Genomic DNA, 25971 nt, shown 5'->3' with positions numbered 1-25971 from the left:
TTCTACACCACACCCGCGGCACGCAGCGCCGCGAGCTGGTCCGGAGTCACGCCGATCTCCGCGAGCACCTCGTCGGTGTTCGCGCCGTGCGGCCGTCCGGCCCACTTGATCGACCCCGGCGACTCGGACAGCCGGAACAACACATTCTGCATCTCGACCGGTCCGCCGAGTTCGTCGTCGTCGACGCTCACGATCGTCCCGAGCGCGGCGTACTGCGGATCGCCGACGATCCCGCGGATGTCGTGCACCGGACCGACCGCGGCCTCGGCCTTCTCGAACTCCGCCATCACGAGCTCCAGCGACCGCTCCGCGATCCACGACCCGACCGCGTCGTCGAGTTCGTCGGCGTGCTCGGCCCGCTCCCGCCCGGTCGCGAACCACGGCTCCGCGACCAGATCGGCGCGGCCGACCAGCGTCACCACCCGCTCGGCGATGCTCTGCGAACTCGTCGACACCGCCACCCACCGGCCGTCAAGCGTCCGGTACACGTTCCGCGGGGCGTTGTTCGACGACCGGTTCCCGAGCCGCGGCTGCACGTACCCGGTCTGCTGGTACGCCGTGATTCCGCCACCGAGCATCATCAGGATCGGCTCGATGATCGCCATGTCGATCACCTGGCCCGACCCGGACCGGTCCCGCTCGCGCAACGCCACCAGCACGGCGTACGCCGTCGCGAGCGCGGTGATCCCGTCGGCGAGACCGAACGGCGGCAGCGTCGGCGGGCCGTCCGGCTCACCGGTGACCGCCGCGAACCCGCTCATCGCCTCGGCTAGCGACCCGAACCCGGGACGCCGCGACCACGGCCCGACCTGCCCGAACGCCGTCACCCGCGCGATCACCAGCCGCGGGCTCGCCTCGAGCAGCACGTCCGGCCCGAGTCCCCAGCGCTCCAACGTGCCGGGCCGGAAGTTCTCGACCAGCACATCGTTCTGCTTGACCAGGTCCAGGAACACGTCGCGCCCGCGGGACAGGTCCAGCGTCGCGAGCCGCTTGTTCCGGCCGAGGGTCTTGAACCAGAGCCCGACCCCGTCCTTGGAGGCGCCGTGCGTGCGCGCGGCGTCCGGGCGGGACGGGTGCTCGATCTTCGTCACGTCGGCGCCGAAGTCACCGAGGAAGGTCGCCGCCAGCGGTCCCGCGAAGAGCGTCGCCGCCTCGAGCACCTTCACACCGTCAAGGGCTGCAGGTCTCATCCTGCGCACCTGAAGCCGATGCTTGCCGAGCGGTCGAGACCGCCACCGGTGAGCACCAGTTTGAAGCTGACCTCCGGCTCCTGCGGCCCGCCGTCGGCGTACCAGTCGGAGCCCTCGGCGACGTAGTGCGAGCCGCCCTTGAGGATGCAGAACCGGCTGCGGCCGTCGCGGTGCTCGCTCTCGGTGAGGTTCCACACGAGCGGTTCCAACCGACGGAACCCATCGACCCCAGCCGCGACCTGCCACTCGTCCTCGGTGGGCAGCCGGCCACCACGCCAGGCGGCGTAGGCCCGCGCGTCCGGCAGGTCGACGTACGTCACCGGCTGGTCCTCGGTGCCGGCCGCGGGCGCGCCGTCCACCCAGTGCTTCAGGAACCGGTTCGTCACCAGCGGCCGGTAGTCCGTCGCGGCCAGGAACGCCGCGTACTCCGCATTCGTCACCTCGGTGATCGCGACCGAGACCTCCGGCAGCGACACCTCCCGCGTCACCGTCTGGATGTCGTGCAGGCGAGGCGGCAGCGGCTTCCACTCCTCGACGTACGGCGCGGTGTCGTACAACCCGGTCTCGCGCCGCCGGTGCTTCACGGTCAGCGTCCGCTCCCCCGCCGGTACGACGACGGTCGCGCCGATCTCGGCGGGTCCGGACACTGCTGTCACCGAGACCCGCTCGGCCGGCCGCATCGGGAACGCGGACTCGTCGACATGCGGCCGCGGCATCGTGCCCAGCCGGCGGGCCGTCGCCCGGCACGAGGCGCCGGCGGTCGCGCCGACCCGGACGATGCCGGCCACGCCACGGCCGGGGACGACCAGGTGGACGCCCTCGTCGTCCGCGGTGATCGGCACGCCCGTGGTCACGTCGTACCAGTCGCCGACCTGGTCCTCGGAGCGCAGCACAATGCCGTCGAAGTCCTCCTCGTCGCGGTTGATCAGCGTCCAGAAGGTGATGTCGGCCAGGTCGAAGCGCGACCCGTACACACCGTGCTCACGCGCCTTCTCCGGGATCTCGGGCGTCAGCTGGATCCAGTCGCCGTTGATCAGCACCGGCGCGAACGCGCGCTGGGCGGCGACCATCCGGCGCAGCGTCGCACGGTCGCGGGCGTTCCAGCCGACCCACGCCGAGAACACCGACTCCCAGATCAGCATGCCGACGCCGTTCACCCAGGCCGACTGCAGCTCGTCGCTGTGGTCGCGGTTCCACCGGCGGGTGTGGTGCATCATGTGCCGGCGCTCGAACAGGTGCGCCCGCAGGACACCGGGCGCGTCGGTGTCGGCGAACCACTGCGCCCAGGACAGCGCGTGGTCCCCGATCCTTGCCATCGGCAACCGCGACTCGCCTTCGAGGGCGATCGCCGGGTTCGCCTGCCGGATCGCCCGGGTGAAGGCCGGGTCGCCTTCCTTCAGGGTGTCCAGGAAGACGCCGTCGACGGCGTAGTCGCTGACCAGGGCGGCGAACTCGTCCGCGTCCGAGCGGGCCGCGCGGCGGGTGCCGACGTCCCACGGGTTGTAGTCGAAGAACACCTTCAGACCGAGCCGGTGCAGGTCGTCGATCAGCGCGCGCAGGCCGGGGACGTCACGGTAGAAGTCGAACTGGTTCCGGTCGTCGATCCCGATCACCGGGTACGCGTGCCACAACACGATCGCGTCGTGCCCGCCGAACTCGTCGACACCGTGCTGGACGAACTTGTCCGGCGTGAACTTCCCGGTCGCGACGTCGTACAGCAGGTCGTCCCACAGCCAGACCAGCGCCACGGAGTACGCCGTCTGCGTCCATGCGCGGCCCGGTTCGTCGTAGTGCGAGCCGTCGTACCGCGTGCGTTCGAAGGCGCCGAAGCGCCACTCGGCGAGCTTGGCACGCCACCGCGGCAGTTCGGCCGGGTCCTCCGGCGCACCGAGGATCTTGGCGTCGTCCAGGAAGGACAAGTCGGCCCCGGCCCCCAGATCCACCCGGGCGGGTAGGTCGATGGGCCGCGGTTCGAGCGGGTTCACAGGTATACCTCCGCATAACGCGCGTCGATTGCATCCCCGTGCGGCACCGAGGGAATCGCCCCCGCCACCTGAACACTCAATGAAGCAGCAACGTTAGCGCGTCGGACCGCGTTCGTCAGGTCGCCTGCCGTGATCGAGTCGTTAGCTGACGCCGCAGTCAATTGGGTAGCCAAAGCTGCCGCCAGCACACCGCAGAAGGTGTCACCGGCTGCGGTCGTGTCGACGACGTCCACGGGGACGCCGGGGACCGCGATCTCCTCCGCGTGCCGGGTCAGGATCACCGCGCCGTCGCCGCCGAGCGTGACGATCGCGGCCGGCACCTTCTTCAGCAGCGCCGACCGGTCGGGCCCGGCGATCGCCTCGGCCTCGGTCTCGTTCACCACGAGCAGGTCGACCTCGGCGAGCAGTTCGTCGGACAGCTGGGCCGCCGGCGCCGCGTTGAGGATGAAGTACCCCGACGCCGCGGCCGCCGACCGCACGGTCGGGAACGGGATCTCCAACTGGGCGAGCACCAGGCGCGCGCTCCGAACCGCAGCCAGTGCGTCGGCCGACAGTGTCAGCGCACCGTTCGCGCCGGGAGCGACCACGATCGAGTTCTCACCGCTGTCCTCGACCGTGATGATCGCGGTACCGGTCGGGGCGTCGCCGGTCGTCGCCAGCGACAGGTCCACGCCGGAGTCCTCGAGCGCGGCGCGCAGCAGGGCGCCGCCGTCGTCCGCGCCGAGGGCGACGACCATCGCCGTCCGGGCACCGGCCCGCGCCGACGCGACCGCCTGGTTGGCGCCCTTGCCACCGGGACCACGGGTCATCAGACCCGACAGCACTGTTTCCCCCGGCCGCGGGATGCGCTGGACCGGAAGCACCAGGTCCACATTCGCGCTCCCCACGACCACAACCTCAGACGCCACCCCTGGCCACCTCCACAGTCCGCCGCGCCAGCTCGCCGATCGCGATCTGGTTCATCCCCGGGAGGCTGGTGGCCACCCGGTTGTCAAGTGGTGTGGACCACTCTGCCGGAACCCCGCGCGTCGCGCCAAACACAGCTCCCACCGTGGCGCCGACCGAGTCGGTGTCCCAGCCACCCATCACCGCGCGACCGACCGCGGTGCCGAAGTCCGGCGCGGTCAGCGCGTAAGCGGCCAGGGCGGTGTTGTTCACCGCGTGCACCCAGTGCAGGTCGCCGTACTCCGCGTGCAGCGCGTCGAGGGCCTCGTCGAGCTCGGCGTCGGCGAGCGTCAGCCCGAAACGGACCGCGCGGGTGATCGCGCCCTGGCCGACCACGTCCAGACCGGCGATCGCGGCCTTCACCGGATCGTCGAGGACGAGCGCCGCGGCCGACATCGCGGCCACCCACAGGGCACCGTCGACGCCGGCACCGGTGTGACTGAGCCGGGCGTCGACCAAGGCGAGCCGAGCGGCCGCCGTCAGGTCCCCCGGGTGGGTCCAGCCGTAAACGTCGGTGCGGATCTGGGCGCCGATCCACTCACGGAACGGGTTCCCGACGACGGCCGCGCGGGCCGGCTCGACGCCTTCCAGAAGGTTGCGGTAGGCAACACGCTCGGCGGTGAACACCCGGCCGGCGGGCAGGTCACTCAGCCAGCTCTGCGCCACGTCCTCGGTGCTGAGCCCACGCCCGTACCGCTCGAGCATCAGCAGTGCGAGGATCGCGAAGTTGATGTCGTCGTCCTCGGGCATGCCGTCGATGACCTCGCGCAGGCTGGTCGGCTTCGACCGCCGGTTCCACGGCCACCGCCGCTGCACGTCGTCCGGTACGCCGATCGCGGTGATGTACTGCGCCAACGGCCACTGACCGGAGCTGGTCAGGATCTCCCGGATGCCTTCGCGCGGGATCTTCTCCACCGGCTTGCCGAGCAGGCACCCGGCGGCGCGGCCGAGCCACGCGTTCAGGGTCCGGGTCTCGAGGTCGACCGGCGCACCCAGCGAGGGCAGTTCCGGGATCTCCGGCTCGGTCCACCGCGCCGTCCGGGCATCGAGTACGTCGAGCAGCTCGCGAGCCAACGCCCGCAAGGCAGGCGTCGCCGGCTCGCCCGAGGCACCGGACACCGGCGCGTCCGTCGTACCACCGGCGGCCAGCCAGCGGGCCTGGACGTCGGTGACGTCGACCCCCTCGGAACGCGCTTGGACCAGTTGGTGCGGGAGGAGGTCCTCCGGCTGCACCCAGGTCAATCTCATCGAGGCTCTTCCTTCCCCTGTTGCGCCAGGCGAAACACACACCTGGATCGTTGCGTCGGCGCGGGCCGATACTTCCGGCCATGGTCACCCGCCGCGGTCTGCTGACCGCCACCGGCGCCGCCGCCGCGCTCGCTCTGACTGGAAACCTCCCCGACCTCGCCGATGCAGTAGGAATACCGCACCGCACCGACAGCAGGCCGCTGTTCACGCTCGGGGTCGCCTCGGGCGACCCGCTCCCCGACGCCGTGGTGATCTGGACCCGGCTCGCTCCCGGACCACTCGAACCGTTCGGCGGGATGGACGACCGCGCGGTGGACGTCGAGTGGGAGGTCGCCGAGGACGCTGCGTTCCGCACGGTGGTACGACGCGGTACGGCGCACGCCCGGCCGGAGTACGCGCACACCGTGCACGTCGACGTCCGGGGCCTGCGCCCGTGGCGGCACTACTTCTACCGCTTCCGCGCCGCCGGCCAGATCAGTCCGACCGGTCGGACGCGGACCGCGCCGGCGCCGTCCGACGAGCCCGCGGTGACGATGGCGGTCGCGTCCTGCCAGGCCTTCTACGACGGCTTCTACACCGCGTACCAGGACGTCGTACGCCGGGACCACGACGTCGTGCTGTTCCTCGGCGACTACATCTACGAGGTCGGCGTCGGTCCGACCGCGGGCGTCCGTAACCAGGCCGTCCCGGTGGACTTCGCCGGCGAGATCTTCACTCTCGACGAGTACCGGGCCCGCTACGCCCTGCACAAGACCGACCCCGACCTTCAGGCCGCGCACGCGGCGGCGCCGTGGATCGTCACCCTCGACGACCATGAGGTCGAGGGCAACTGGGCCGGGTACGTGTCCGAGGACGGCCTGCCGTACGACGAGTTCCTGGTCCGTCGCGCGAACGGATTCCGCGCGTACTGGGAGCACATGCCGCTGCGTCTCGACCAGTCCCCCGACGGCCCGTCGATCCGCTTGCACCGGCACCTGCGCTACGGCCGCACCGCCGACCTGAGCGTCCTGGACACGCGGCAGTTCCGCGACGACCAGACCAGCACCGGTGGCTGGCTGCCGCCGGACGCTGTGTCGACCGACCCGGCCCGCACCATCACCGGCGCCGCACAGGAACGCTGGCTGCTGGACACGCTCGGCAAGTCGACCAGCCGCTGGAGCGTGGTCGCCCAGCAGGTCGCGATGGCCCAGCTCGACCGCAAGACCGGGCCGGAGCTCGAGCTCCCGATGGACACCTGGAACGGATACGCCGCCTCGCGCGACCGCGTCCTGTCCGGGGTCCGCGACCGGGACGTGCGGAACTTCGTCGTACTGACCGGAGACCTGCACCGCAGCGTCGCCTCCGACCTGCGCGTCGACTTCGCCGATCCGTCCACGCCCGCGGTCGGCACCGAGTTCGTCACCACGTCGATCTCGTCCGGCAAGGACGGCGTCGACGCCGACGCGACCGGGCGCGCACTGCTCGCCGAGAACCCGCACGTCAAGTTCCAGAACGTCCAGCGCGGCTACCTCAGCTGCCGCCTCGACAGTACGCACTGGACCTCCGAGTTCCGCATCGTCGACCGCGTCACCACACCCGGCGGTACGGCGTCCACCCGCGCCACCCTGGTCGTCGAGGACGGCCGTCCCGGAACCCACCTGGCCTGAACGGACCCGCTGATGAAACGCGCCGCCCTGCTGCTCCTGCTCGCCCCCGCCACTCTCGTTGCTGCCAGCAACAACAGCAACCCCATCGAGATCAGCGCTGCCCCGCAACCGGTCGAGGTCGTCCCGCTGCCCTGCTTCCCGTCCGGCAAGCTCGCCGTCGGGATGACCAACACCGGCCGCAAGGCCACGGTCGCCGACATGCGCGTCTCCGGCGACGCCGCACTGACGCTGTCCAGGCACCAGTTCTCCAGCTATCTGCCGGTCGGCCAGCTGGTGAAGGCGCCGCTCGAGATCACCGTCCCGCGCGGCACCGCACCCGCGACCCACTCCGTCGACCTCAGCGTCGGTCGCGACCACCTGAAGGTCCCGGTCGTCATCAAACCCGTCCCCGCGCGCGACAACGTCCTGCTCGGTGAACAGGCCGTCGCGTCCTCCACCAACGGCAACATGCGCCTGTGCGGTGGTGTCGACGGCAACGCGGACTCCGCGCAATGGGGTGCCAGCGGTTGGCACGACAACACCAAGGGCGTCTTCCCCGACACGTACGGCGTCGACTTCGTCCAACCGACGACCGTCGGGCGCATCGTCCTGCAGACCCTGGACTCGACCACCTACCCGGCAGCCGTGATGGGCATCCGCGACTTCGACGCCCAGGTCCTTGTCGACGGCAACTGGACGACGGTCGCCGAGGTCCGCGGCAACGTGCAGGGCCGGGTGACCCTGACCTTCGCACCGCGCCCGGTCGACGCCGTCCAGCTCGTCATCCGCGACTCCAACGACCACGGGTACTCCCGCATCGTCGAACTCGAGGCCTACAGCAACTGACATTCAGACCAGCGCGTCCAACGCGGCCGCCCGCCGGGCCCACCGCTCGGCGTCGGCCGCCCGGATGTCCCGCACCACCGAAGCCATCACCCGACCCGGCTCGTCGAGGTCGGTCTTGCTCGCCTCGGCGATGTCCGCGGCCCAGTCCTCCGGTACGCCGTCCCGGCCGCTCAACGCACCGGTGATCGCACCCGCCATCGACGCGATCGAGTCCGCGTCGCGACCGTAGTTCGTGCCGCCCAGGACGGCCCGGCGTACATCTCCCTCGGAGACCAGCACGAAACCGAGCGCCACCGGGAGCTCCTCGATCGCCTTGGTACGGCTCGGACGGCGGGCGTCCATCGACAGCTCACGGTAGTTCGGACCGACGGTGTCGTAGGGCTCGATCGCCTTGCGCAGAACAGGAATCGCCTGCTCCCAGTCGGTGACGCCGTCAGCTGCCTCGGCCACCGCCTCGACGGCCCTCCGCGTGCCGTCCTTGGCCAGACCGAGCGCGGCACCGACCGCCGACGCGGGCGTCGCGCCGGGGATCATCGCGGCGGCGACGGCGGCCGCGAACACGCCGGCCGCCTCCCGCCCGTAGCTCGACTGGTGCGCGCCGGCGACATCGAGCGCCTCGGCGTACGCGCCCTCGGGGTCGCCCGCGTTGGCGATCCCGACCGGCGCCATGTACATCGCCGCACCGCAGTTGACGATGTTGCCGACGCCGGCCTCGCGCGGATCGACGTGCCCGTAGTGCAGCCGGGCGACCAGCCATTTCTCGGCGAGGAAGACGCGCTGCAGCAGCAGCGCGTCCGCCTCGAGCTCCGGGACCCAGCGGGTCCCGTTCAGCATCTTCGGCACCAGCGACTCGGCGACCGCATAGGCGTCCAGGTGGGCCCGGCGCTCGTCGTACACCTCGACCAGTGCGTGCGTCATCAAGGTGTCGTCGGTGATGTGGCCGTCGCCCTTGTGGTACGGCGCGATCGGGCGCGCCGTCCGCCAGTCCTCGTACCACGGACCGACGATGCCGGTCACCCAGCCACCGTGCCGTTCCCGGATCGCCTCCGGCGTCCAGCCCTCGACGGCTCCACCGATCGCGTCACCGACCGCGGAACCGACGAGGACTCCTCGTGCCTTCTGCTCCAACGTGGTGTTGGCTTGTGCAGGCATCAGCTGTTGACCTGGCCCCATCCGTCGCTCAATTTCTTCCCCAGTGCCGCGGCGTCGGTCTTGTTCGCCAGGAACTCCTGGAACGCCGGCGTCGCGATCTGGTCCTTCCACTTCGGGTAGTTCTCCACACTCTGGAACGGCGCCTTGGTCAGCTCGGTGCCGCTGGCAAGGATCTGCTGCCAGCCGTTCTTGCCGCCGGTCGCCGTCTGGATCGCGTCCCGGGCCGCCTGGGTGGTCGGGATCAGCCAGTCGCCCTGACCGACCGCGGCCAGGTTCTCGGCCTTCATGAAGTAGTCGATGAACTTCGCCGACTGCTCGACGTGCTTGCCCTCGGCCGGCACCGACAGCGTCTGCGGGTTCGCGGCCTGCTTGCTGCTGGTCCCCTTCAGCGGCGGCAGCACCTCCCACTGGAAGCCCTTCGGCGCCTCTTCGGCGATCTGCTGCGCGACGTAGTTACCGGCCACGATCATCCCGTACTTACCGGCGTAGAACCCGGGCAGGACGTCGGAACCGCTCTGCGTCAGCGAGGTCGGGTCGATCGACTTGTCGTCGTAGGCCATCGCGTGGATCCGCTTCGGCACCTCGAGCTCGGCATCGCCGACGGTCGCCTTCGCGTCCTGGCCGCTGCCGTCGAAGAACTTCGCGTCGAAGTTCAGGCCGAGGTTGAGCATCGTCGCGGTCGGGCTCTTCAGGCCCCAGCCGAGACCGTACTTGCCGCCGGCGGTGAGCTTCTTCGCGTTCGCGGCCAGGTCGTCCCAGCTCAGCGAGTCACCGGCCGCGGTCACGCCGGCCTGCTTGAGCAGCGCCGAGTTCGCGAACACGACGTACGACTGCAGCAGGGTCGGGGCGGCGTACACCTTGCCGTCCTTGGAGACCGTGTCCCAGACACCCTGCGAGACGGCGTCCTTGGTCCCCTGGCTCAGGTACGGCGAGAGGTCCGCGAGGTACCCCTGGTTGACGAACCCGGTGATGTCGGCGGACTCGTCCTGGATCACGTCCGGCGCGGTCCCGCCCTGGAACTGGGTGACGAGCTGGTCGTGCACCGAGTCCCAGCTGCCCTGGACGTACTCGACCTGGATGTTCGGGTTCGCGGCGTTCCAGTCGGCGACGATCTTCTTCGTCGCGGCGACCGTCGTCTTCTGGAAGGCGAGACTCTGGAACTTCAGCGTCACCTTCTCGTTCGGATCACTCGATCCCGAACTGTCGTTGCTGTTACCACCGCAGGCCGCAAGCGTCACCAGGGCGCTTGCCGCGAGCAGCGCGGTCACTACCTTCTTCATTACTTCTCCTAACCCTTGACTGCGCCGCTCAACAAACCGGAGGTCAACCGGCGTTGGAGGAAGGCGAAGAACACGAGACTTGGCACGGTCGCCAGAACAGACGCAGCGGCGAGCGGGCCGAACTGCACCTGGCCCTCGGCACCGACGAAGCGGGCGAGTACCAGCGGAAGTGTTTTGAGCTGTGGATCCTGCAGGAGCACCAGGGCGAAGAAGAACTCGTTCCACGCCGAGATGAAGGTGAACATCGCGGTCGCGATCAGGCCGGGCCGGAGCAGCGGCATCACGATCGAGACGATCGTCCGCAACCGACTGGCACCGTCCACGGACGCTGCCTCTTCCAGCTCGCGCGGCACCGCGGCGACGTACCCCTGCAGCATCCAGAGCGCGAACGGCAGTGACCAGACCATGTACACGATCACCACACCGGGGATCGTGTTCGTCAGGTGCAGCGGCCGCAGGATCATGAACAGCGGGATCACGATCAGGATCACCGGGAACACCTGGCTGACCAGGATCCAGCCGTTGGTCAACGGGCGCAGCCGGCTGCGGAACCGGGCCAGCGCGTACGACACCGGCAAGGCGACGATCAGCACCAGGATCGTGCTGTAGATCGAGATCTGCAGGCTGTTGCCGAGACCCCGGACCAGGCCCTGCTCGTTCATCGCGTCGGTGTAGTTGGACAGGTCGAAGTGCTTCGGCAGCAGGCTCGGCGAGATGCTGGCGAACTCCTGCGGCGACTTCAGCGAGCTGGAGATCAGCCAGAGCAGCGGGAAGCCGAGGAAGACGAGGTAGCAGATGACGGCGACGTACTGCAGGAAGCGGGTGGCCGGACGCGTTCTCATGCCTCGCTCCTCAGCCGGTTCCGCAGATAGAAGAAGAGGAACACGATGATGATGACCACCATCACGTCACCCATCGCGGCGGCCATCCCGAAGTTCCCGTACCGGAAGGCCTCGTTGTAGGCGAACAGCATCGGCAGCATCGTCTTGCCGCCCGGACCGCCCGCGGTGAGCACGTAGACCAGGCCGAACGAGTTGAAGTTCCAGATCATGTCCAGGCTGGTGATCGCCACGATCACGGTCTTCAGCTGCGGGAGCGTGATGTACCAGAACTGGCTCCACGCGCCCGCGCCGTCGACGGCGGCCGCTTCGTACAGCGTTCGGTCGATCCCTTGCAGGCCGGCGAGCAGGGTGACGGTCGTCATCGGCATCCCGACCCAGATCCCGACCACGATCACCGCCGGGAGCGCCGTACTGAAGTCGCCGAGGAAGTTGATCGGGTGGTCGGTGAGGTGCAGCTTCTGCAGGATCTCGTTGACCGGGCCGTTGGTCGGGTGCAGCAGCAGCCGCCACATGATCGCGACCACCACCGGGGGCATCGCCCACGGGATCAGCGCGAGGGTGCGGGCGACACCGCGGAACTTCAGGTCCGCGTTCAGCAGCAGCGCGAGGCCGAGGGCGGCGACGAACTGCAGGATCGTCACCGACAGCGTCCAGATCACGCCGATCCGGAACGAGTCCCAGAACAGGTTGTTGTGCAGGAGTTTGCTGAAGTTGTCGAAGCCGACGAAGTTCGTCTGGACGTGCAGACCGGCGCGGGCGTCGGTGAAGCCGAGCGCGATCCCGCGGATCAGCGGGTAGACGCTGAGGATCAGTACCGGAAGCAGTGCGGGCAGGAAGAGGAAGATCGCCTCGCGGTTCTGCTTCGGCTTCCCACCGGGCTTCTTCTTCAGCTCGGTCGGCGCGGTCAGGGTCGCGGTCACGGGGTTGACCTCCGGATGCTCAAGGAGGGTTGTACGACGATGCGCCGGGGCGTCCGGTCGTTGTCCTCGATGCGGGCCAGCAACAACTCGGCAGCACGCCGCCCGCGCTCCGCCGACCCCAGGTTCACACTCGTCAACGGCGGGAAGCTCTGCTCGGCCAGCTCGCTGTCGTCCATCCCCACCACGGCCACATCAGCCGGTACGTCGAGTCCGGCCGCCGCGAGCTCGTGCATCAACCCGACGGCGAGCAGATCGTTCGCACAGACCACCGCGTCGAACCCGCCGGTGGCGAGCAGGTCGGCGGCTGCGGCGCGGCCGGCTGCGAAGGTGAAGTCGGCCGCTTCGGCGACCGCGACGGCCTGCAGGTCGTGAGCCTTGAGCGCCTCGGTGAAGCCCTTGGACCGGGCGGCTCCGGGGACAGTGTCGGCGGGGCCGTTCAGGAAAGCGATGCGCTTGCGGCCGCAGGACAGCAGGTGGTCGACGGCGAGCAACATGCCCTTCGGCGAGTTGGCGCGAACCGTGTCGACACCGGCCTTCGCGGGCACGCTACCGGCGACGACCACCGGGACCTCGCACTCGCGGATCGACTTCACCAGGTCCTCGTCGACGCGCAGCGGGCTGATCAGCAGACCGTCGGCGTACCCGCGCGCCATCCCCCGCACCAGCGCGACCTCGTCCACCACGTCCGGCCCGGTGGTGGTGACCACCAACCGGTACCCGGCTGCCGCAACGACCTCCTCGACCGCCCGCATCATCGTCACGTACACCGGGTTGCCGACGTCCGCGACCGCCAGCGTCAGCTGGAACGTCCGCCCGACCTTCAGCGACCGGGCCCGCGCGTCCGGCACGTACCCGAGCTCGGCAACCGCCCGCTGGACGCGCTCAGCCATCTCGTCGGTGGCCGGCAGGCCGTTCAGCACGCGCGACACCGACGCCACCGAGACACCGGCCGCCCGGGCCACCCCGGCGATCGTCGGACGACTCACGCCGACCTCCTGTAATCGTTCTTGTAATCGTTTACAAGCGAGACAGTAAGGCGCCGTCGGCCAGCGGTCAACCTCAGGACGGCCGGATGGCCAAGCTGTTATCTACGGTGTGACGAACTACTCGTCGTCTTCCTCGGCGCCCGGGCGCTCGGCCCACGGCGTCTCCTTGGCCGGCCGGACCACGATCAGCTTGTCCCCGGCCGCCAGCACCGACACGTTCGAGTCGTAGTACCGGTGCACCTTGCCGTCGCGGACGACCGACACCACCCGGTCCGGTACGGCGGACGGCGGCTTGCCGACCTCGCGCCCGAGCACCGGCCGCTCGGCGACCTCGAGACCCTCGCCGTACGTCAGCAAGTCCTCCATCACCTCACCGAGGTTCGGGCTGACCGCGGACAGGCCGAGCAACCGGCCGACCGCCTCGGACGAGGTGACGACGGCGTCGGCGCCGCTCTGCCGCAGCAGCGGCACGTTGTCCTCCTCGCGGACCGCGACCACGATGTGCGCGCTCGAGTTCAGTTGCCGGACCGCGAGCGTGACCAGCACCGCCGAGTCGTCCCGGTCGGTGGTCACGATCACCTCGCGCGCGGTCATCACCTCGGCGCGCCGCAGTACCGTCCGGTTGGTCGCGTCACCGTGGAACGCGGCCATCTGGTCGTTGCCGGCATCACCGATCGCCTGCGCCCGCGGGTCGATCACCACGATGCTGTCCCGCTTCACCCCGTTGCTGAGCAGCGTCTGCACCGCGGACCGGCCCTTGGTTCCGTAGCCGACGACGATGGTGTGGTCCTTCATCCGTTTCCTCCAGCGCGTGTCGCGCATGATCCGGCGACCCTCGTTGGCCAGCACTTCCAGTGTCGTACCGACCAGAACCACCAGGAACGCGATCCGCAGCGGAGTCACGATGAAGGCGTTCACCAGCCGGGCAGCGGGCGTCACCGGCGTGATGTCGCCGTACCCGGTCGTGGTGAGCGTGACGGTTGCGTAGTAGATGCTGTCGATCAGGTCGACTTTGCCGTCGTAGCTGTCCCGGTACCCGTCACGGTCGACCACCACGATCAGCACCATCACGGTCAGCAGTCCCAGCGCGACCAGAAATCGGCTGAAGAGCTGAAAGAGCGGCGAGCGCGTGCTCGCGGGCAGGTTGACCAGCAGACCGTGTGGGTTCCGACCGGTGGGAAGGGGTGGCACGGGTACGACGATATTGCACGGACGGCCGATCCATCGCATATGACAGGCTCCGGTCGGACAGTGCGACACTCACCATCAGACTGTCGCCGTCCCGCACCACCCTGGACCGCATCCGCAACCGCTCGAGGGTCCGGAGCATCGCGTGGTTCTCCGGCTGCACCATGCAGACCACCCGGTCGGCGCCGAGCGTACGGGCGGAGTCGACCACCTGGCGCAGCAGCCGCAGTCCGAGACCCTGCCCCTGCCAGCCGTCCTCGACCAGGACCGCGACCTCCATCGTCGTGCTCCCGAGCTCCTCCCACGGCGCCGCGGTCGCCATCCCGATCACCGCGCCGTCGAGGCAGGCGACGATCGAGACGCCACCGGCCGGCGCGGACAGGTGCCGCGCGGTCCGGGCGGTGAGTTTCGGCATCGGGACGTGGTACCGGCGGGTGCGGCTCTCGTACGAGCACCGCTCGTGCATCGCCACGACGGCGTCGGCGTCCTCGACGGTCGCCGTCCGCAGCACGGGCACGCCGCTCCCGGGCCGCGGCCCCGCCGGCGCCTCGAAGCGCTCGGACAGCCGCCCGGCGATCTCCACCAGCACATCGGCGCGGGCCCATTCGGCGGGCGTGTACTCCTCGAACCCCTGCAGGTTCCCGAGTTCGTCGTCCACCGACACCGGGTCGTCGATCAGCCGCAGTACGGCGCGCAGGTACCGCGTCGGGGCATCGTTCAGTACGTCGGCCTGGCACGGGCGCACCGTCGTACCGACGCATCCGGCTTCCGCGACCAGGGCCGCCAGATCGTCAGCGGTCCAGCCGACCCCGGTGGAGACGACCAGCTCGTCGATCGCGCCGGTCTCGGCGGTGAAGACCTCCAGGTGGAGGATGTTGATGTCGTCCGCACCACACCGTGCAGCGAGTTCGGCCAGGGCACCGGGCCGGTCGGCGAGTTCGGTCCTGATCTTCCAGAGCATGCGGACGCCCTCCCTCGTGGAAACGTCCTTCTACTCTCCGTCCGGCCTGTTGCTCCGCCGGGTCCGGGATGTTACGCCCGCGTCAACGTTTCCGGCGGACCTTCGGCAGGTGCGGTGTGATCTTCACCTTCCGCGCGGCCAGCACCACCGCGGTCACCCGCTGGTCCAGGTCGGCGTGCCGGAGCAACTCGGGATAGCTGCTCTGCGGCACCGGCGGGTACGTCGTCACGATCGCGTCCCCGGAGAACACGAAGAAGATCGCCGCGCCGTCCTTGATCACCTTCAGCAAGGAACCGTCGCGCACGGTGAGAGCATGTTCGACCGCCTTGCGCCGCGCGGACCGCTTCGCCCACGCGGCCTGCACCGCCTGCTGCGCCGGCTCCCGCCCGTGCCGGACCGCCTCGATGACCAGCGGCCCGTACCGCACGCCGTACTTGACGACGTTCTTGGCCAGCTTGCTATTCGGTTTCCCCGCACCCGCCATGGGTCGAGCGTACTGACCTCAGCCGGTCAGAGCGTATGCAGTTTGTCGAACGGCGACATGACGCGTAGCAGCCGGCCGCCTCCCAGGTCGACCACCACCGCGCGAGTGCCCTCGACAGCGCTGATGCGGCCGATGCCCTCCCTGTCGTGGGATACCCGGTCACCAGTCTCGAATGTCTTGATCGGGGCTGCGGTCCGGGCGGTGAAAGGACTCGTGGGCAGGTGACGACGCGTCGTCGCGCGAGAAGACTCCATCAGGACACCAGTATGCGCTCAGCTTCGTCACGTCGCTCATTTCGCACCCTCGCCGGCGCATTTCGGGGCTGCCTGTCGCGTCGGCATGCGGACGTTCGCCGCGTCAGGCACCATGGAGGCCGTGACCTCCCCCAATCCGCGTCGGCCGATCCTGCCCGGCAACAAGTTGTTCGAGTCGCTGCCCGGTGCGGCCGACCCGGCGACCGTGACCGAGGCCGCCCACCGGACCGCCGAACTGCTGGTCCGCGGCGTGCGGAAGTCCGAGGACTCCGAGGTGCACGCCCGGGTGGTCAAACTGGCCGACGAGTACGGTCTCGACGAGCTCGCCGAGCTCTGGTCCGACTCCCCCGCCGACTCCCTGCCGGGCGCGCTCTGGCGGCTCTACGTCCTGCGCTCCTGGGTGCACTCGAACGCCGAGGCCGTCTCCCGCGAGTTCGCCACCGGCCGCAAGTACGCCGAAGTCCACGCCGTCGTCGCCGGTGTCGCCGAGCCCCCCGGCCCGACCGAGGTCCGCGAGATGGTGGACGCCGTACTGCGCGGTGTCGCGACCGGTGACTTCGCGATCACCCTGGACCGGGCGGCGGCGTTCGCGCGGATCGTGGCGACCGGGCGCGCGCACCTGGCCGACGACGGGCACGACCAGGTCCTGTCCGCCTCGAAACTGGTCGAGACCGCTGACCAGCTGGAGACCGCGGCCCGCGCCGAACGCGCCGGACAGCTCTGGTAGTTGCGCCCGACGCGTCCTGGTGTTATAGCGCGTGATCGCCGTCTCGGAGCCCGAGATCTCAACAGGACAAGGGGTTTGAGCACCCGCTACACTGTTCGAGGTGTCGGGCCGGTGCAAGCCCCGGGTCCCAAAATAAGCCGCTACGAGCGGCCACGCGCCGTGAGGCGCTTCCCGGTCCGACGCCGTCACTCTTCCCCAGGCAACTGTTGCCAGTAGCAACCACGTCTGGGTTGCCTGCGGCAACGGCGAACCCATGCGCTGCAGTCCCGTTCACGGACCGCGTCGGAGTATGCCCGCCGGGTCAACGCGCCGTTCGGTCGCCGCCCGCGGGGGGGGTGGGTAGATCTGATCGCCGAGGAGGCGCACACTCGAAAGAGGTGACCGATCGGCCGGGGGGCCGCTGATCCGCCGGGGAGGGCGCATGGTCTCCGTAAATGGGCAGACAACTGATTCCGCGCGGCCGACCGAAGTCGTCCGCGCGGCCGACATCGTCCGCGTGTACGGCGAGGGGGACACCGCCGTCCGGGCGCTGCGCGGCGTGAGCGTGCAGATCGAACCCGGACAGCTCACCGCGGTGATGGGACCGTCCGGCTCGGGCAAGTCCACGCTGATGCACATCCTCGCCGGCCTGGACCGCCCGACCTCGGGCTCGGTGCGGATCGACGGTACCGAGATCACGACCCTCGGTGACGACGCGCTGACCAAGCTCCGCCGGCAGCACATCGGCTTCATCTTCCAGTTCTTCAACCTGCTCCCGATGCTCAGTGCGCGGGACAACATCGTGCTGCCGCTGACCATCGCCGGCGAGAAACCGGATCCGGAGTACTTCGACGACCTCGTCGAACGGGTCGGCCTCACCGACCGCCTCGGGCACCGCCCGGCAGAACTGTCCGGCGGCCAGCAGCAACGGGTCGCGATCGCGCGCGCCCTGGTGTCGCGGCCGACCGTGATCTTCGCCGACGAACCGACCGGCAACCTCGACTCCCGGACCAGCGGCGAGATCCTCACGCTGATGCGGTCCTCGGTGGAGAAGTACGGGCAGACCACGGTGATGGTCACCCACGACGCCCGCGCGGCCGCGATGGCCGACCGGGTCCTGTACCTGGCCGACGGCGAGATCGTGAAGGAGACCGGACGCTCCGACCAGCACGAGATCCTGCAGATCATCGACACGCTGGACCTGCAGTGATCCGCTTCGCCCTGCAGGGCCTGCTGGCGCGCAAACTCCGCACCGCGCTGACCGCGATCGGCGTCGTGCTCGGGGTCTCGCTGATCTCGGGAACCTACGTCCTGACGGACTCGATCACGTCCGCGTTCCACTCGATCTTCACCCAGAACTACAAGAACACCGACGCCGCGATCACCGGCAAGACCGCGTTCGAGGCGGGGCAGAACGGATCCGCCGCGCCGTCGTTCTCCGACACCCTGTTGCCGAAGGTCCGCGACCTGCCCCAGGTCGGGGCGGCCGGTGGTGGGGTCAGCGGTGAGGCGCAACTGATCGGTAAGGACGGCAAGGCGATCGTCTTCGGCGGCGCGCCGAACCTCGGCTTCAGCGTCGATCCCGCGCTGCCGCAGTTCAACTCGCTGACGCTGATCAACGGGTCCTGGCCGCATCCCGGCGAGGTGGTGATCGACACCCAGACCGCCCAGAAGAAGGGATTCCACTCGGGCGACGCAATCGGCGTACAGGCGCGTGGCGCGGAACAGCGGATGCGGATCTCCGGGCTGGTCGAGTTCGGAGCGGTGTCGTCGATCGGCGGCGCGACGCTGGCCGGGTTCGACCTCGGGACCGCGCAGCGACTGTTCGACAAAACGGGCAAGCTCGACCAGATCCTGCTCGCCGCCAAGAACGGCACCAGCGACCAGGAGCTCGTCAACGCCGTCCAGCAGGTCCTGCCGCCGGGGACCCAGGTCCGGACCGCCGAGCAACAGGCGGCCAACGACGCCTCGGACACCACGAGCTTCCTGAACTTCCTGCAGACGTTCCTGCTCGTGTTCGGCGCGATCGCGCTGTTCGTCGGGTCGTTCGTGATCGCGAACTCGTTGTCGATCACGATCGCGCAGCGCACCCGCGAGTTCGCGACGCTCCGGACCCTCGGCGCCTCCCGCCGGCAGATCCTCGGGTCCGTCGTCCTCGAGGCGTTCGTCACCGGACTGCTGTCGGCCGTCGTCGGGCTGTTCCTCGGGCTCGCGATCGCGACCGGGCTGTTCAACCTGTTCGACTCGATCGGCTTCACGCTGCCCAACAACGGGCTGGTCTTCAAGACCCGGACGATCGTGGTCGCGCTGGTGGTCGGCGTCGTGGTGACGATCCTCGCCAGCCTGCGGCCGGCCTGGCGGGCGACCCGTGTACCCCCGATCGCCGCGGTCCGCGAAGGCGCGTCGATCGCGCCCGGACGGTTCCACCGGTACCGTCCGCTGGGTGCCGCGCTGCTCGCCGCCGTCGGCATCGCGCTGGTGGTCGTCGGTCTGTTCGCCAACGGGTTGAAGACGCGCACGCTGCTCATCCTGCTCGGAGCCGGGGTCCTGTTGCTGTTCATCGGGATCGCCGCGTTCTCCTCGCGGCTGGTCCGTCCGCTGGCGGCCGTCGCGGATCCCGTCGCGCGCTGGTCGGTCGTCGTCCTCACGGCGCTGATCTGGCCGATCATCCTGGTACCGTTCTGGGCGATCCGGCGGCTGTTCGGCAAGCATCCCGAGTTCCCCCGCGTCCTCCCGGACCGGCCGGCGGTCGGGATCGGCGGACAGAACAGCCGGCGTGATCCGCACCGGACCGCGTCGACCGCGGCGGCCCTGATGATCGGGCTCGCCCTGGTCACGCTGGTGGCCATGCTCGGGGCCGGCCTGATCAAGCCGTTCGAGGACGCCGTCGACCGGATCTCCACCTCGGACTACGCGATCACCGCGCAGAACAACTTCAGCCCCTTACCGCCGACGGTCGCCGCCACGGCAGCGAGGGTGCCGGGGGTCCAACAGCTGACGAGTGTCCGCGGTGGTGAGGCCCATGCCTTCGACAAGACCATCCAAATCACGGCCGTCGACCAGGACGCATCCGGGTTGCTGAACTTCGACTGGCAGGCCGGCTCCCAGGCGTCGCTGTCGGCGCTGGTGCCGGACGGCGCGATCGTCGACTCCGCTTACGCCAAGGCGCACTCGCTCAGCCTGGGTTCGCCCATCAGCCTGAAGATGGTGACCGGCAAGACGGTCCCGTTCACCGTGCGCGGCATCTTCAAGCCGCCCGCGGGCGGATCGCCGTTCGGGAACGTGACGATCGCGACGGCCACCTTCGACGCCGTGAACCCGCAGCCGCAGAACATCTACACCTTCCTGAAGATGCAGGGCGGGGTCACGGCGGCCAACACGGCCACGCTGAACGATGCCTTGGGTTCGTTCCCGAACGCCAAGGCCGTGACGATCGCGGAGTTCAAGAAGGCCCAGACGGACAGCATCAGGAGCCTGCTGAACGTGCTGTACGTCCTGCTCGCGTTGTCGGTCCTGGTCAGCCTGTTCGGCATCGTGAACACACTGGTGCTGACCGTCTTCGAGCGGACCCGCGAGCTCGGCATGCTGCGCGCGATCGGCCTGACCAGGGGCCAGGTGAAACGGATGATCCGGCAGGAGAGCGTGATCACGGCGCTGATCGGCGCGGTGATCGGGATCGTCCTGGGCATGGTGCTCGCCGCGCTGCTGGCCTCCCGGCTGGAGGAGATCGCGTTCACCGTCCCGGTCGGGCAACTGGTGATCTTCGCGGTCCTCTCGGTGGTCGTCGGAATCTTCGCCGCGATCTGGCCGGCTCGCCGTGCGGCACGACTCAACCCGTTGGAGGCACTGCAGTACGAGTAGTTCTACGCAGGAGCACTAACCCCACGCGCTGCTAGCTTCGCTGCTCGTGAAACGGATTGCCGCCCTCGCAGTGCTGCTCGTCCTCGCCGGGTGCTCCACGGTCGAGTCCAAGGACATCCGCACCAGTGGAATGACGGCCACCTACGTGGTCACGCTGCCCGAGTCCACCGAAGCCGCGAAGGTAAGTGCCTCGTTCCGCGTCGGGACTCTGACGTTCGTCGAGCTCGGTGACAAGGAGTCGATCAAGGCCTCCGGTGGCGGGAAGGACGCGGGCCTCAAGCATCACCGTGCGGCCGGAGTCACGGAGTACACCGGTCAGCTCGACGGAGTGGTCGATCCGGGCACCGAGATCACGTTCGACCTGACCCGTGGCAGCAACGACGACGCGGCACCGCAGTCCACCGTCAAACTTCCCGAGCGAGTCCGTCTGGTCGCCCCGCTCGCGGCCACGACGTACTCGCGCCGCGCGGCGATCCCGGTGCGCTTCGAGAGCCAACCGTCGGAGACACCCACGATCCTCACCTGGACCGGAGGGTGCATCCAGGACGGCAGCCTGCAGCTGGAGCCCGGGCGTACGTCGGCCAGTATCCCGATCGGCTCCATCAAACCCGTCGCGGGCACACCCTCACCTGGCACCAAGCAGACGACCACCTGTCCCGTCGACCTCACGTTGACCCGGCGTACCGAAGGCACGCTGGACAAGGCGTTCAAGAACGGCGCGATCACGGCCGAGAGCCAGTCGGTACGGCGGATCACCTCCGCACCGTAGTTGTCTGGTCACCAGTGGGCCGCTTGTCGGTTACCTTCACGAGGACGTGGGTACTCCTGCGGCAGCCAGCCTCGGGGGCGTCCGCCCACCACCCCTCCGGAAGGAACCCCTCATGCGCCGCCTTCCCCGCGCACTGCTCCCGTGCGCGCTGATCGCCGGACTGCTGCTTCCGGCCGCCCCGGCCGCCGCTGCTCGCGGCACCTTCGACATCCAGGGCCACCGCGGTGGCCTCGGGCTCACGGTCGAGAGCACGATCGCGTCGTTCTCACACGGTCTGCAGCTCGGCGTCAGCACGCTCGAACTCGACGTCCAGATCACCCAGGACGGGTACGCCGTGGTCACCCACGACCGCAAGGTCGACGGCAAGAAGTGCCGCGACACCGCGCCGTACACCGCGGGCGACCCGGAGTACCCGTACGTCGGCAAGTTCATCAACACGCTGTCGCTCAAGCAGGTCAAGCAGCTCGACTGCGGTTCGCAGCCGCTCTCGAACTTCCCGCAGCAGCAGCCCGACCCGGGCGCCCGGATGCCCGAACTCAAGGACGTCTTCGCGCTCGTGCACCGCTACCACGCGAACGACGTGAAGCTGAACGTGGAGACCAAGGTCGAGGCCGGCGCGCCGTCCGAGACCGCGCCGCGCGAGCAGTTCGTCCAGGTCGTCGCGAGCGAGATCCGCAAGGCGAAGATCGCCAAGCAGGTCACGATCCAGAGCTTCGACTGGGGCTCGCTGATGCGGATGCGCCAGGTGATGCCGGAGCTGCCGCTGGTCGCCCTGGACAACTACGACTTCCTGCAGGTCGGCAAGCCGGGCAAGTCGCCGTGGCTCGGCGGCATCGACATCGACGACTTCGGCGGCGACCCGATCAAGGCCGTGAAGTCGTTCGGCGCCTCGGCGATCTCACCGGTCGACGGGTTCCCGCAGGGCGGGAAGATCAGCGACCCGGCGTTCCGCCCGTACTTCACGAAGGACACCGTGAAGGCCGCCCACGACGCCGGTCTGAAGGTGATTCCGTGGACCGTCGACGACCCGGCGACCCTCCAGTGGTTCGTCGACCAGGGTGTCGACGGCATCATCAGCGACTACCCGGACCGGGTCCGCGACGTCGTCCGCGCCAACGGGTTCCGGCTCCCGAAGGCGTACGACGCTCCGGCGGTCCGGGCGCTGCCGTCCGCGCACGCGCACAACGACTACGACCACCGCCGCCCGCTGCAGGACGCGCTGGACCGTGGGTTCAACAGTGTCGAGGCGGACGTCTGGCTGGTCGACGGTGAACTCCGCGTCGCCCACGATCTCGCCGACGCCGAACCCGGCCGCACGCTGGAAAGCCTGTACCTGAAGCCGCTCGCCGACCGGGTCCGCGAGAACCACGGGCAGGTGTACCAGCACGGGCGGGACTTCCAGCTGCTGATCGACATCAAGAGCGACGGACCCTCGACGTACGCCGCGCTCGACAAGGCGCTCGCGAAGTACCGCGGGATCAGCACCGCCTTCGTCGACGGACGGGTGCACAAGGGTGCCGTCACCTCGGTGATCAGCGGCAACCGCCCGCTCGACGTCCTGAAGGCGCAGAAGATCCGCTACGCCGGGTACGACGGACGCCTCGCCGACCTGCAGTCCGGGATGCCGGCGTCGCTGATGCCGCTCGTCAGCGACAACTGGACGAACGCCTTCACCTGGCAGGGCGTCGGCCCGATGCCGGCGGCCGAGAAGACCAAGCTGCACGACATCGTCACCACCGCCCACCACGCCGGCTACAAGGTCCGCTTCTGGGCCACCCCGGACACCCCCGGCGCGGCCCGCGAGGCGCTCTGGCGTGAACTCACCGACGCCGGCGTCGACTACCTCAACACCGACGACCTCCACGGCCTCGAAGACTTCCTCCGCGGCTGAGGACCGCCAGGCCATCACAATCCGCTCGCCCGGCCGGTCTGCCGCGTGCGCACCGGCCGGGTGGGTGATTGTGATGGCCTGGAGGTCCGCGCATTAAGCTCTGCGGCGTGAGTCTGCCTGTTGTCACCGCGACCCGGTACGTGCTGCCGCTGCGTGAGGGTGGGTCGTTGCCTGGTGTTGTCGAGGGCAACGACCTGGGCACGTACGTGATCAAGTTCCACGGCGCCGGCCAGGGGCCGAAGGCCCTCGTCGCCGAGGTGATCGTCGGCGAGTTGTTCCGCCGCCTCGGCCTGCGGGTGCCGGAGCTGAAGCTGATCGAGCTGGACCCGGCGATCGGCCGGTCCGAGCCGGACTTCGAGATCCAGGAGCTGCTGATCCGCAGCGCCGGCCTGAACCTGGCCGTCGACTTCCTCCCGGGCTCCTTCGGGTACGACGGTTCGGCCGGCAACCCCGGTGACGAGGGCATGGCGCGGATCCTCTGGCTGGACGCGTTCGTCGCCAACGTCGACCGGTCGTGGCGGAACACCAACCTGCTGGTCTGGCACAAGAACCTGTGGCTGATCGACCACGGCGCCGCGCTGTACTTCCACCACTCCTGGATGCCCGCGGAGAAGTTCGCCGGCCTCCCGTACGACGCGTCCGACCACGTCTTCTCGGTCGCGGCCCCCGGTGTTCCCGCGGTCGACGCCGAGCTGGCCGCCGCGATCACGCCGGAGTTGCTGAAGGAAGTGATCGGGCTCGTGCCGGACGAATGGATCGAAGAGGGCGACCGCGACCGGTACCTCGGTCATCTGCTGGCGCGTCTGGACAACCGGCCCGCGTGGATGCCTGGAGGTGCCAAATGACGGCGCCGTTCGACTACGTCATCCTGCGCGCCGCGCCGCGTATCCAGCGCGGTGAGTTCATCAACGTCGGCGCGGTGCTCTACTGCCGCGCGCTCGACTTCCTCGCGGCCGGGTGGGACGTCGACCCGGCCCGGCTCCGGGCGCTCGACCCGGCGGTCGACGTGGACGTGGTGTGCGCGTCCCTCGACCAGATCCGGGCGATCTGCGCGGGCGATCCGGCCGGCGGACCGGCGGCCGCCACCACGATCAGTGAACGGTTCCGGTGGCTGGCCGCGCCACGCAGTACCGTCGTCCACCCCGGCCCGATCCACAGCGGGCTGACGAGCGATCCCGCCGCGGATCTGGACCGGTTGCTCGACGCGTTCGTGCGTTAGGCGAGGGCCTCGGACACGACGTCGCGGGCCTGGGCGAACACCTGCTCCAGGTGCGCGGCCCCCTTGAACGACTCGCCGTAGATCTTGTAGAGGTCCTCGGTTCCGGACGGTCGCGCGGCGAACCACGCCGACTCCGTGGTGACCTTCAGCCCACCGATCGCGGCGCCGTTGCCCGGCGCCTTCGTCAGCCGGTCGACGATCGGCTCACCGGCCAGCTCGGTCGCGGTGACCGCATCCGCGGACAGGGCGGCGAGCTTCGCCTTCTCCTCGCGCGTGGCCAGCGCGTCCACCCGCGAGTACGCCGAGGCGCCGAACCGCTCTACCAACTTGGCGTGCGCCAGCGACGGCGTCTCCCCCGTCACCGCTGTGATCTCACTCGCCAGCAACGCCAGCAGGATGCCGTCCTTGTCCGTGGTCCAGACCGTGCCGTCGAAGCGCAGGAAGCTCGCACCGGCCGACTCCTCACCACCGAAGCCGACGGAGCCGTCGACCAGCCCGGGCACGAACCACTTGAACCCGACCGGCACCTCCCAGAGCCGACGCCCGAGGTCCGCGACCACCCGGTCGATCAGCGACGACGACACCAGCGTCTTGCCGACCGCGACGTCAGGACCCCACTGGCGGTTGCTGAACAGGTAGGAGATCGCGACGGCCAGGTAGTGGTTCGGGTTCATCAGTCCGGCGTCCGGAGTGACGATGCCGTGCCGGTCCGCGTCCGCGTCGTTGCCGGTCGCCACGTCGTACCGGTCCCGCTGCGCGACCAGCGACGCCATCGCGTACGGCGAGGAGCAGTCCATCCGGATCTTGCCGTCGTGGTCGAGCGTCATGAACGACCAGGCCGGGTCGATCCGCGGGTTCACCACGGTCAGGTCGAGCCCGTGCCGCTCGGCGATCGCGGCCCAGTAGTCGACGCTTGCGCCGCCGAGCGGGTCCGCGCCGATCCGCACGCCGGCCGAGCGGATCACGTCAAGGTTCAGCACCGACGGCAGGTCGTCGACGTAGTGGCCGACGAAGTCGTAGTCCCCCGCGTGCTGACGGGCCTGTTCGAACGGCTTCCGGCGTACCTCGCGGTTGCCGGCGACGATCAGGTCGTTGGCGCGGTTCGCGATCCAGCTGGTCGCGTCAGAGTCGGCCGGACCACCGTGTGGTGGGTTGTACTTGATGCCGCCGTCGCGCGGCGGGTTGTGCGACGGCGTGATCACGATGCCGTCGGCGTCCGCGCCGGCGCCCCGGTTGAGCCGCAGGATCGCGTGCGAGACGGCCGGGGTCGGCGTGAGCCGGTCGCCGCTGTCCACCAGCGTTTGTACGTCGTTCCCGGCCAGCACCTCGAGGACGGTGCGCCAGGCCGGCTCGGACAGACCGTGGCTGTCCCTGCCGACGAGCAGCGGGCCCGTCGTCCCCTGTCCGGCGCGATACTCGCAGATGGCCTGCGTGATCGCCAGGATGTGCGCCTCGTTGAACGCGCCGTCGAGACTCGAGCCGCGGTGTCCCGACGTACCGAAGACGACCTTCTGGGCGGGGTTCCGCACGTCCGGAGTGATGTCGTCGTACGCCTTCAGCAGGGCGTCGACGTCGACGAGGTCCTCGGGCTGTGCGGGCTGGCCTGCGCGTGGGTGCAT

Annotated in this window: 22 protein-coding genes; 9 read left to right on the top strand and 13 right to left on the bottom strand. The window is 69.5% G+C overall.

Annotation, left to right across the window (positions count from 1 at the left end; all coding sequences use genetic code 11):
- Positions 1 to 2: 2 nt before the first annotated feature.
- From AC0662_RS00855 to AC0662_RS00840, 4 genes are read right to left on the bottom strand one after another with little or no spacing between them, the layout of a single operon-like run.
- The gene (locus tag AC0662_RS00855) at positions 3 to 1190 is read right to left on the bottom strand and encodes a CaiB/BaiF CoA transferase family protein (RefSeq protein WP_478297612.1); all 1188 of its coding nucleotides are present in this window, start codon (positions 1188 to 1190) and stop codon (positions 3 to 5) included.
- On the bottom strand, positions 1187 to 3175 hold the full coding sequence (locus AC0662_RS00850; RefSeq protein WP_478297610.1) for an SUMF1/EgtB/PvdO family nonheme iron enzyme: 1989 nt from the start codon (positions 3173 to 3175) through the stop codon (positions 1187 to 1189). The genes AC0662_RS00855 and AC0662_RS00850 overlap by 4 nt, the downstream gene beginning before the upstream one ends.
- Positions 3172 to 4083, bottom strand: coding sequence for a ribokinase (locus AC0662_RS00845; RefSeq protein ID WP_478297608.1), 912 nt, complete (start codon positions 4081 to 4083; stop codon positions 3172 to 3174). The genes AC0662_RS00850 and AC0662_RS00845 overlap by 4 nt, the downstream gene beginning before the upstream one ends.
- Complete coding sequence (locus AC0662_RS00840; protein ID WP_478297606.1) at positions 4073 to 5368, bottom strand: ADP-ribosylglycohydrolase family protein; 1296 nt, start codon at positions 5366 to 5368, stop codon at positions 4073 to 4075. Before AC0662_RS00840 ends, AC0662_RS00845 begins: the two co-directional genes overlap by 11 nt.
- A gap of 80 nt (positions 5369 to 5448) precedes the next feature.
- Between AC0662_RS00840 and AC0662_RS00835 the strand changes: the two genes are divergently transcribed.
- Positions 5449 to 7014: an alkaline phosphatase D family protein gene (locus tag AC0662_RS00835; RefSeq protein WP_478297604.1), complete on the top strand. Its 1566-nt coding sequence runs from the start codon at positions 5449 to 5451 to the stop codon at positions 7012 to 7014.
- Between the two features lie 12 nt (positions 7015 to 7026).
- Positions 7027 to 7839 (top strand): discoidin domain-containing protein, encoded by an 813-nt coding sequence (locus tag AC0662_RS00830; RefSeq protein WP_452195741.1) that lies wholly within the window; start codon positions 7027 to 7029, stop codon positions 7837 to 7839.
- Between the two features lie 3 nt (positions 7840 to 7842).
- Here the strand turns inward: AC0662_RS00830 and AC0662_RS00825 are convergent, their stop codons facing one another.
- The 8 genes from AC0662_RS00825 to AC0662_RS00790 all read right to left on the bottom strand — a co-directional run bounded on the left by AC0662_RS00825 (position 7843) and on the right by AC0662_RS00790 (position 15652).
- The gene (locus AC0662_RS00825) at positions 7843 to 8991 is read right to left on the bottom strand and encodes an ADP-ribosylglycohydrolase family protein (RefSeq protein ID WP_478297602.1); all 1149 of its coding nucleotides are present in this window, start codon (positions 8989 to 8991) and stop codon (positions 7843 to 7845) included.
- Positions 8991 to 10271, bottom strand: a complete 1281-nt coding sequence (locus AC0662_RS00820; RefSeq protein ID WP_478297600.1) for an ABC transporter substrate-binding protein — start codon at positions 10269 to 10271, stop codon at positions 8991 to 8993. Before AC0662_RS00820 ends, AC0662_RS00825 begins: the two co-directional genes overlap by 1 nt.
- A gap of 8 nt (positions 10272 to 10279) precedes the next feature.
- Entirely contained in the window at positions 10280 to 11113 is an 834-nt protein-coding gene (locus tag AC0662_RS00815; RefSeq protein ID WP_478297598.1) for a carbohydrate ABC transporter permease, read from the bottom strand.
- Positions 11110 to 12033, bottom strand: a complete 924-nt coding sequence (locus tag AC0662_RS00810; RefSeq protein WP_452195737.1) for a carbohydrate ABC transporter permease — start codon at positions 12031 to 12033, stop codon at positions 11110 to 11112. Before AC0662_RS00810 ends, AC0662_RS00815 begins: the two co-directional genes overlap by 4 nt.
- Positions 12030 to 13019: a LacI family DNA-binding transcriptional regulator gene (locus AC0662_RS00805; protein ID WP_478297596.1), complete on the bottom strand. Its 990-nt coding sequence runs from the start codon at positions 13017 to 13019 to the stop codon at positions 12030 to 12032. Before AC0662_RS00805 ends, AC0662_RS00810 begins: the two co-directional genes overlap by 4 nt.
- Positions 13020 to 13136: 117 nt before the next feature.
- Complete coding sequence (locus AC0662_RS00800; protein WP_452195735.1) at positions 13137 to 14087, bottom strand: potassium channel family protein; 951 nt, start codon at positions 14085 to 14087, stop codon at positions 13137 to 13139.
- Entirely contained in the window at positions 14059 to 15168 is a 1110-nt protein-coding gene (locus AC0662_RS00795) for a GNAT family N-acetyltransferase (protein ID WP_452195734.1), read from the bottom strand. The genes AC0662_RS00800 and AC0662_RS00795 overlap by 29 nt, the downstream gene beginning before the upstream one ends.
- A gap of 82 nt (positions 15169 to 15250) precedes the next feature.
- A complete protein-coding gene (locus AC0662_RS00790; RefSeq protein ID WP_452195732.1) occupies positions 15251 to 15652 on the bottom strand; it encodes a hypothetical protein in 402 nt (133 codons plus the stop codon).
- Positions 15653 to 16027: 375 nt separating this feature from the next.
- On the opposite strand from AC0662_RS00790, the gene AC0662_RS00785 reads away from it, so the two are divergent.
- From AC0662_RS00785 to AC0662_RS00755, 7 genes are all read left to right on the top strand, one after another.
- Positions 16028 to 16633, top strand: coding sequence for a hypothetical protein (locus AC0662_RS00785; protein WP_452195730.1), 606 nt, complete (start codon positions 16028 to 16030; stop codon positions 16631 to 16633).
- A 421-nt stretch (positions 16634 to 17054) separates the two neighbouring features.
- Entirely contained in the window at positions 17055 to 17822 is a 768-nt protein-coding gene (locus AC0662_RS00780) for an ABC transporter ATP-binding protein (protein ID WP_452195728.1), read from the top strand.
- Positions 17819 to 20473, top strand: a complete 2655-nt coding sequence (locus AC0662_RS00775; protein WP_478297593.1) for an ABC transporter permease — start codon at positions 17819 to 17821, stop codon at positions 20471 to 20473. Before AC0662_RS00780 ends, AC0662_RS00775 begins: the two co-directional genes overlap by 4 nt.
- Before the next feature lie 46 nt (positions 20474 to 20519).
- Positions 20520 to 21242, top strand: a complete 723-nt coding sequence (locus AC0662_RS00770; RefSeq protein WP_478297591.1) for a hypothetical protein — start codon at positions 20520 to 20522, stop codon at positions 21240 to 21242.
- A gap of 112 nt (positions 21243 to 21354) precedes the next feature.
- Positions 21355 to 23133 carry a glycerophosphodiester phosphodiesterase family protein gene (locus tag AC0662_RS00765; RefSeq protein ID WP_478297589.1) on the top strand — a complete coding sequence of 593 codons (1779 nt, stop codon included), beginning with the start codon at positions 21355 to 21357 and terminating at the stop codon, positions 23131 to 23133.
- A 107-nt stretch (positions 23134 to 23240) separates the two neighbouring features.
- Positions 23241 to 23978 (top strand): HipA family kinase, encoded by a 738-nt coding sequence (locus AC0662_RS00760; protein ID WP_452195720.1) that lies wholly within the window; start codon positions 23241 to 23243, stop codon positions 23976 to 23978.
- A complete protein-coding gene (locus tag AC0662_RS00755) occupies positions 23975 to 24352 on the top strand; it encodes a DUF3037 domain-containing protein (RefSeq protein ID WP_452195718.1) in 378 nt (125 codons plus the stop codon). The genes AC0662_RS00760 and AC0662_RS00755 overlap by 4 nt, the downstream gene beginning before the upstream one ends.
- Here AC0662_RS00755 and pgm read toward each other — a convergent pair.
- A complete protein-coding gene (pgm, locus tag AC0662_RS00750; protein WP_478297586.1) occupies positions 24349 to 25971 on the bottom strand; it encodes a phosphoglucomutase (alpha-D-glucose-1,6-bisphosphate-dependent) in 1623 nt (540 codons plus the stop codon). The genes AC0662_RS00755 and pgm overlap by 4 nt on opposite strands.

It is taken from the genome of Kribbella sp. NPDC043289 (assembly GCF_056436705.1).
Note: the sequence above shows the minus strand (reverse complement) of the source record. Positions and strands in the feature narration are given on the sequence as shown.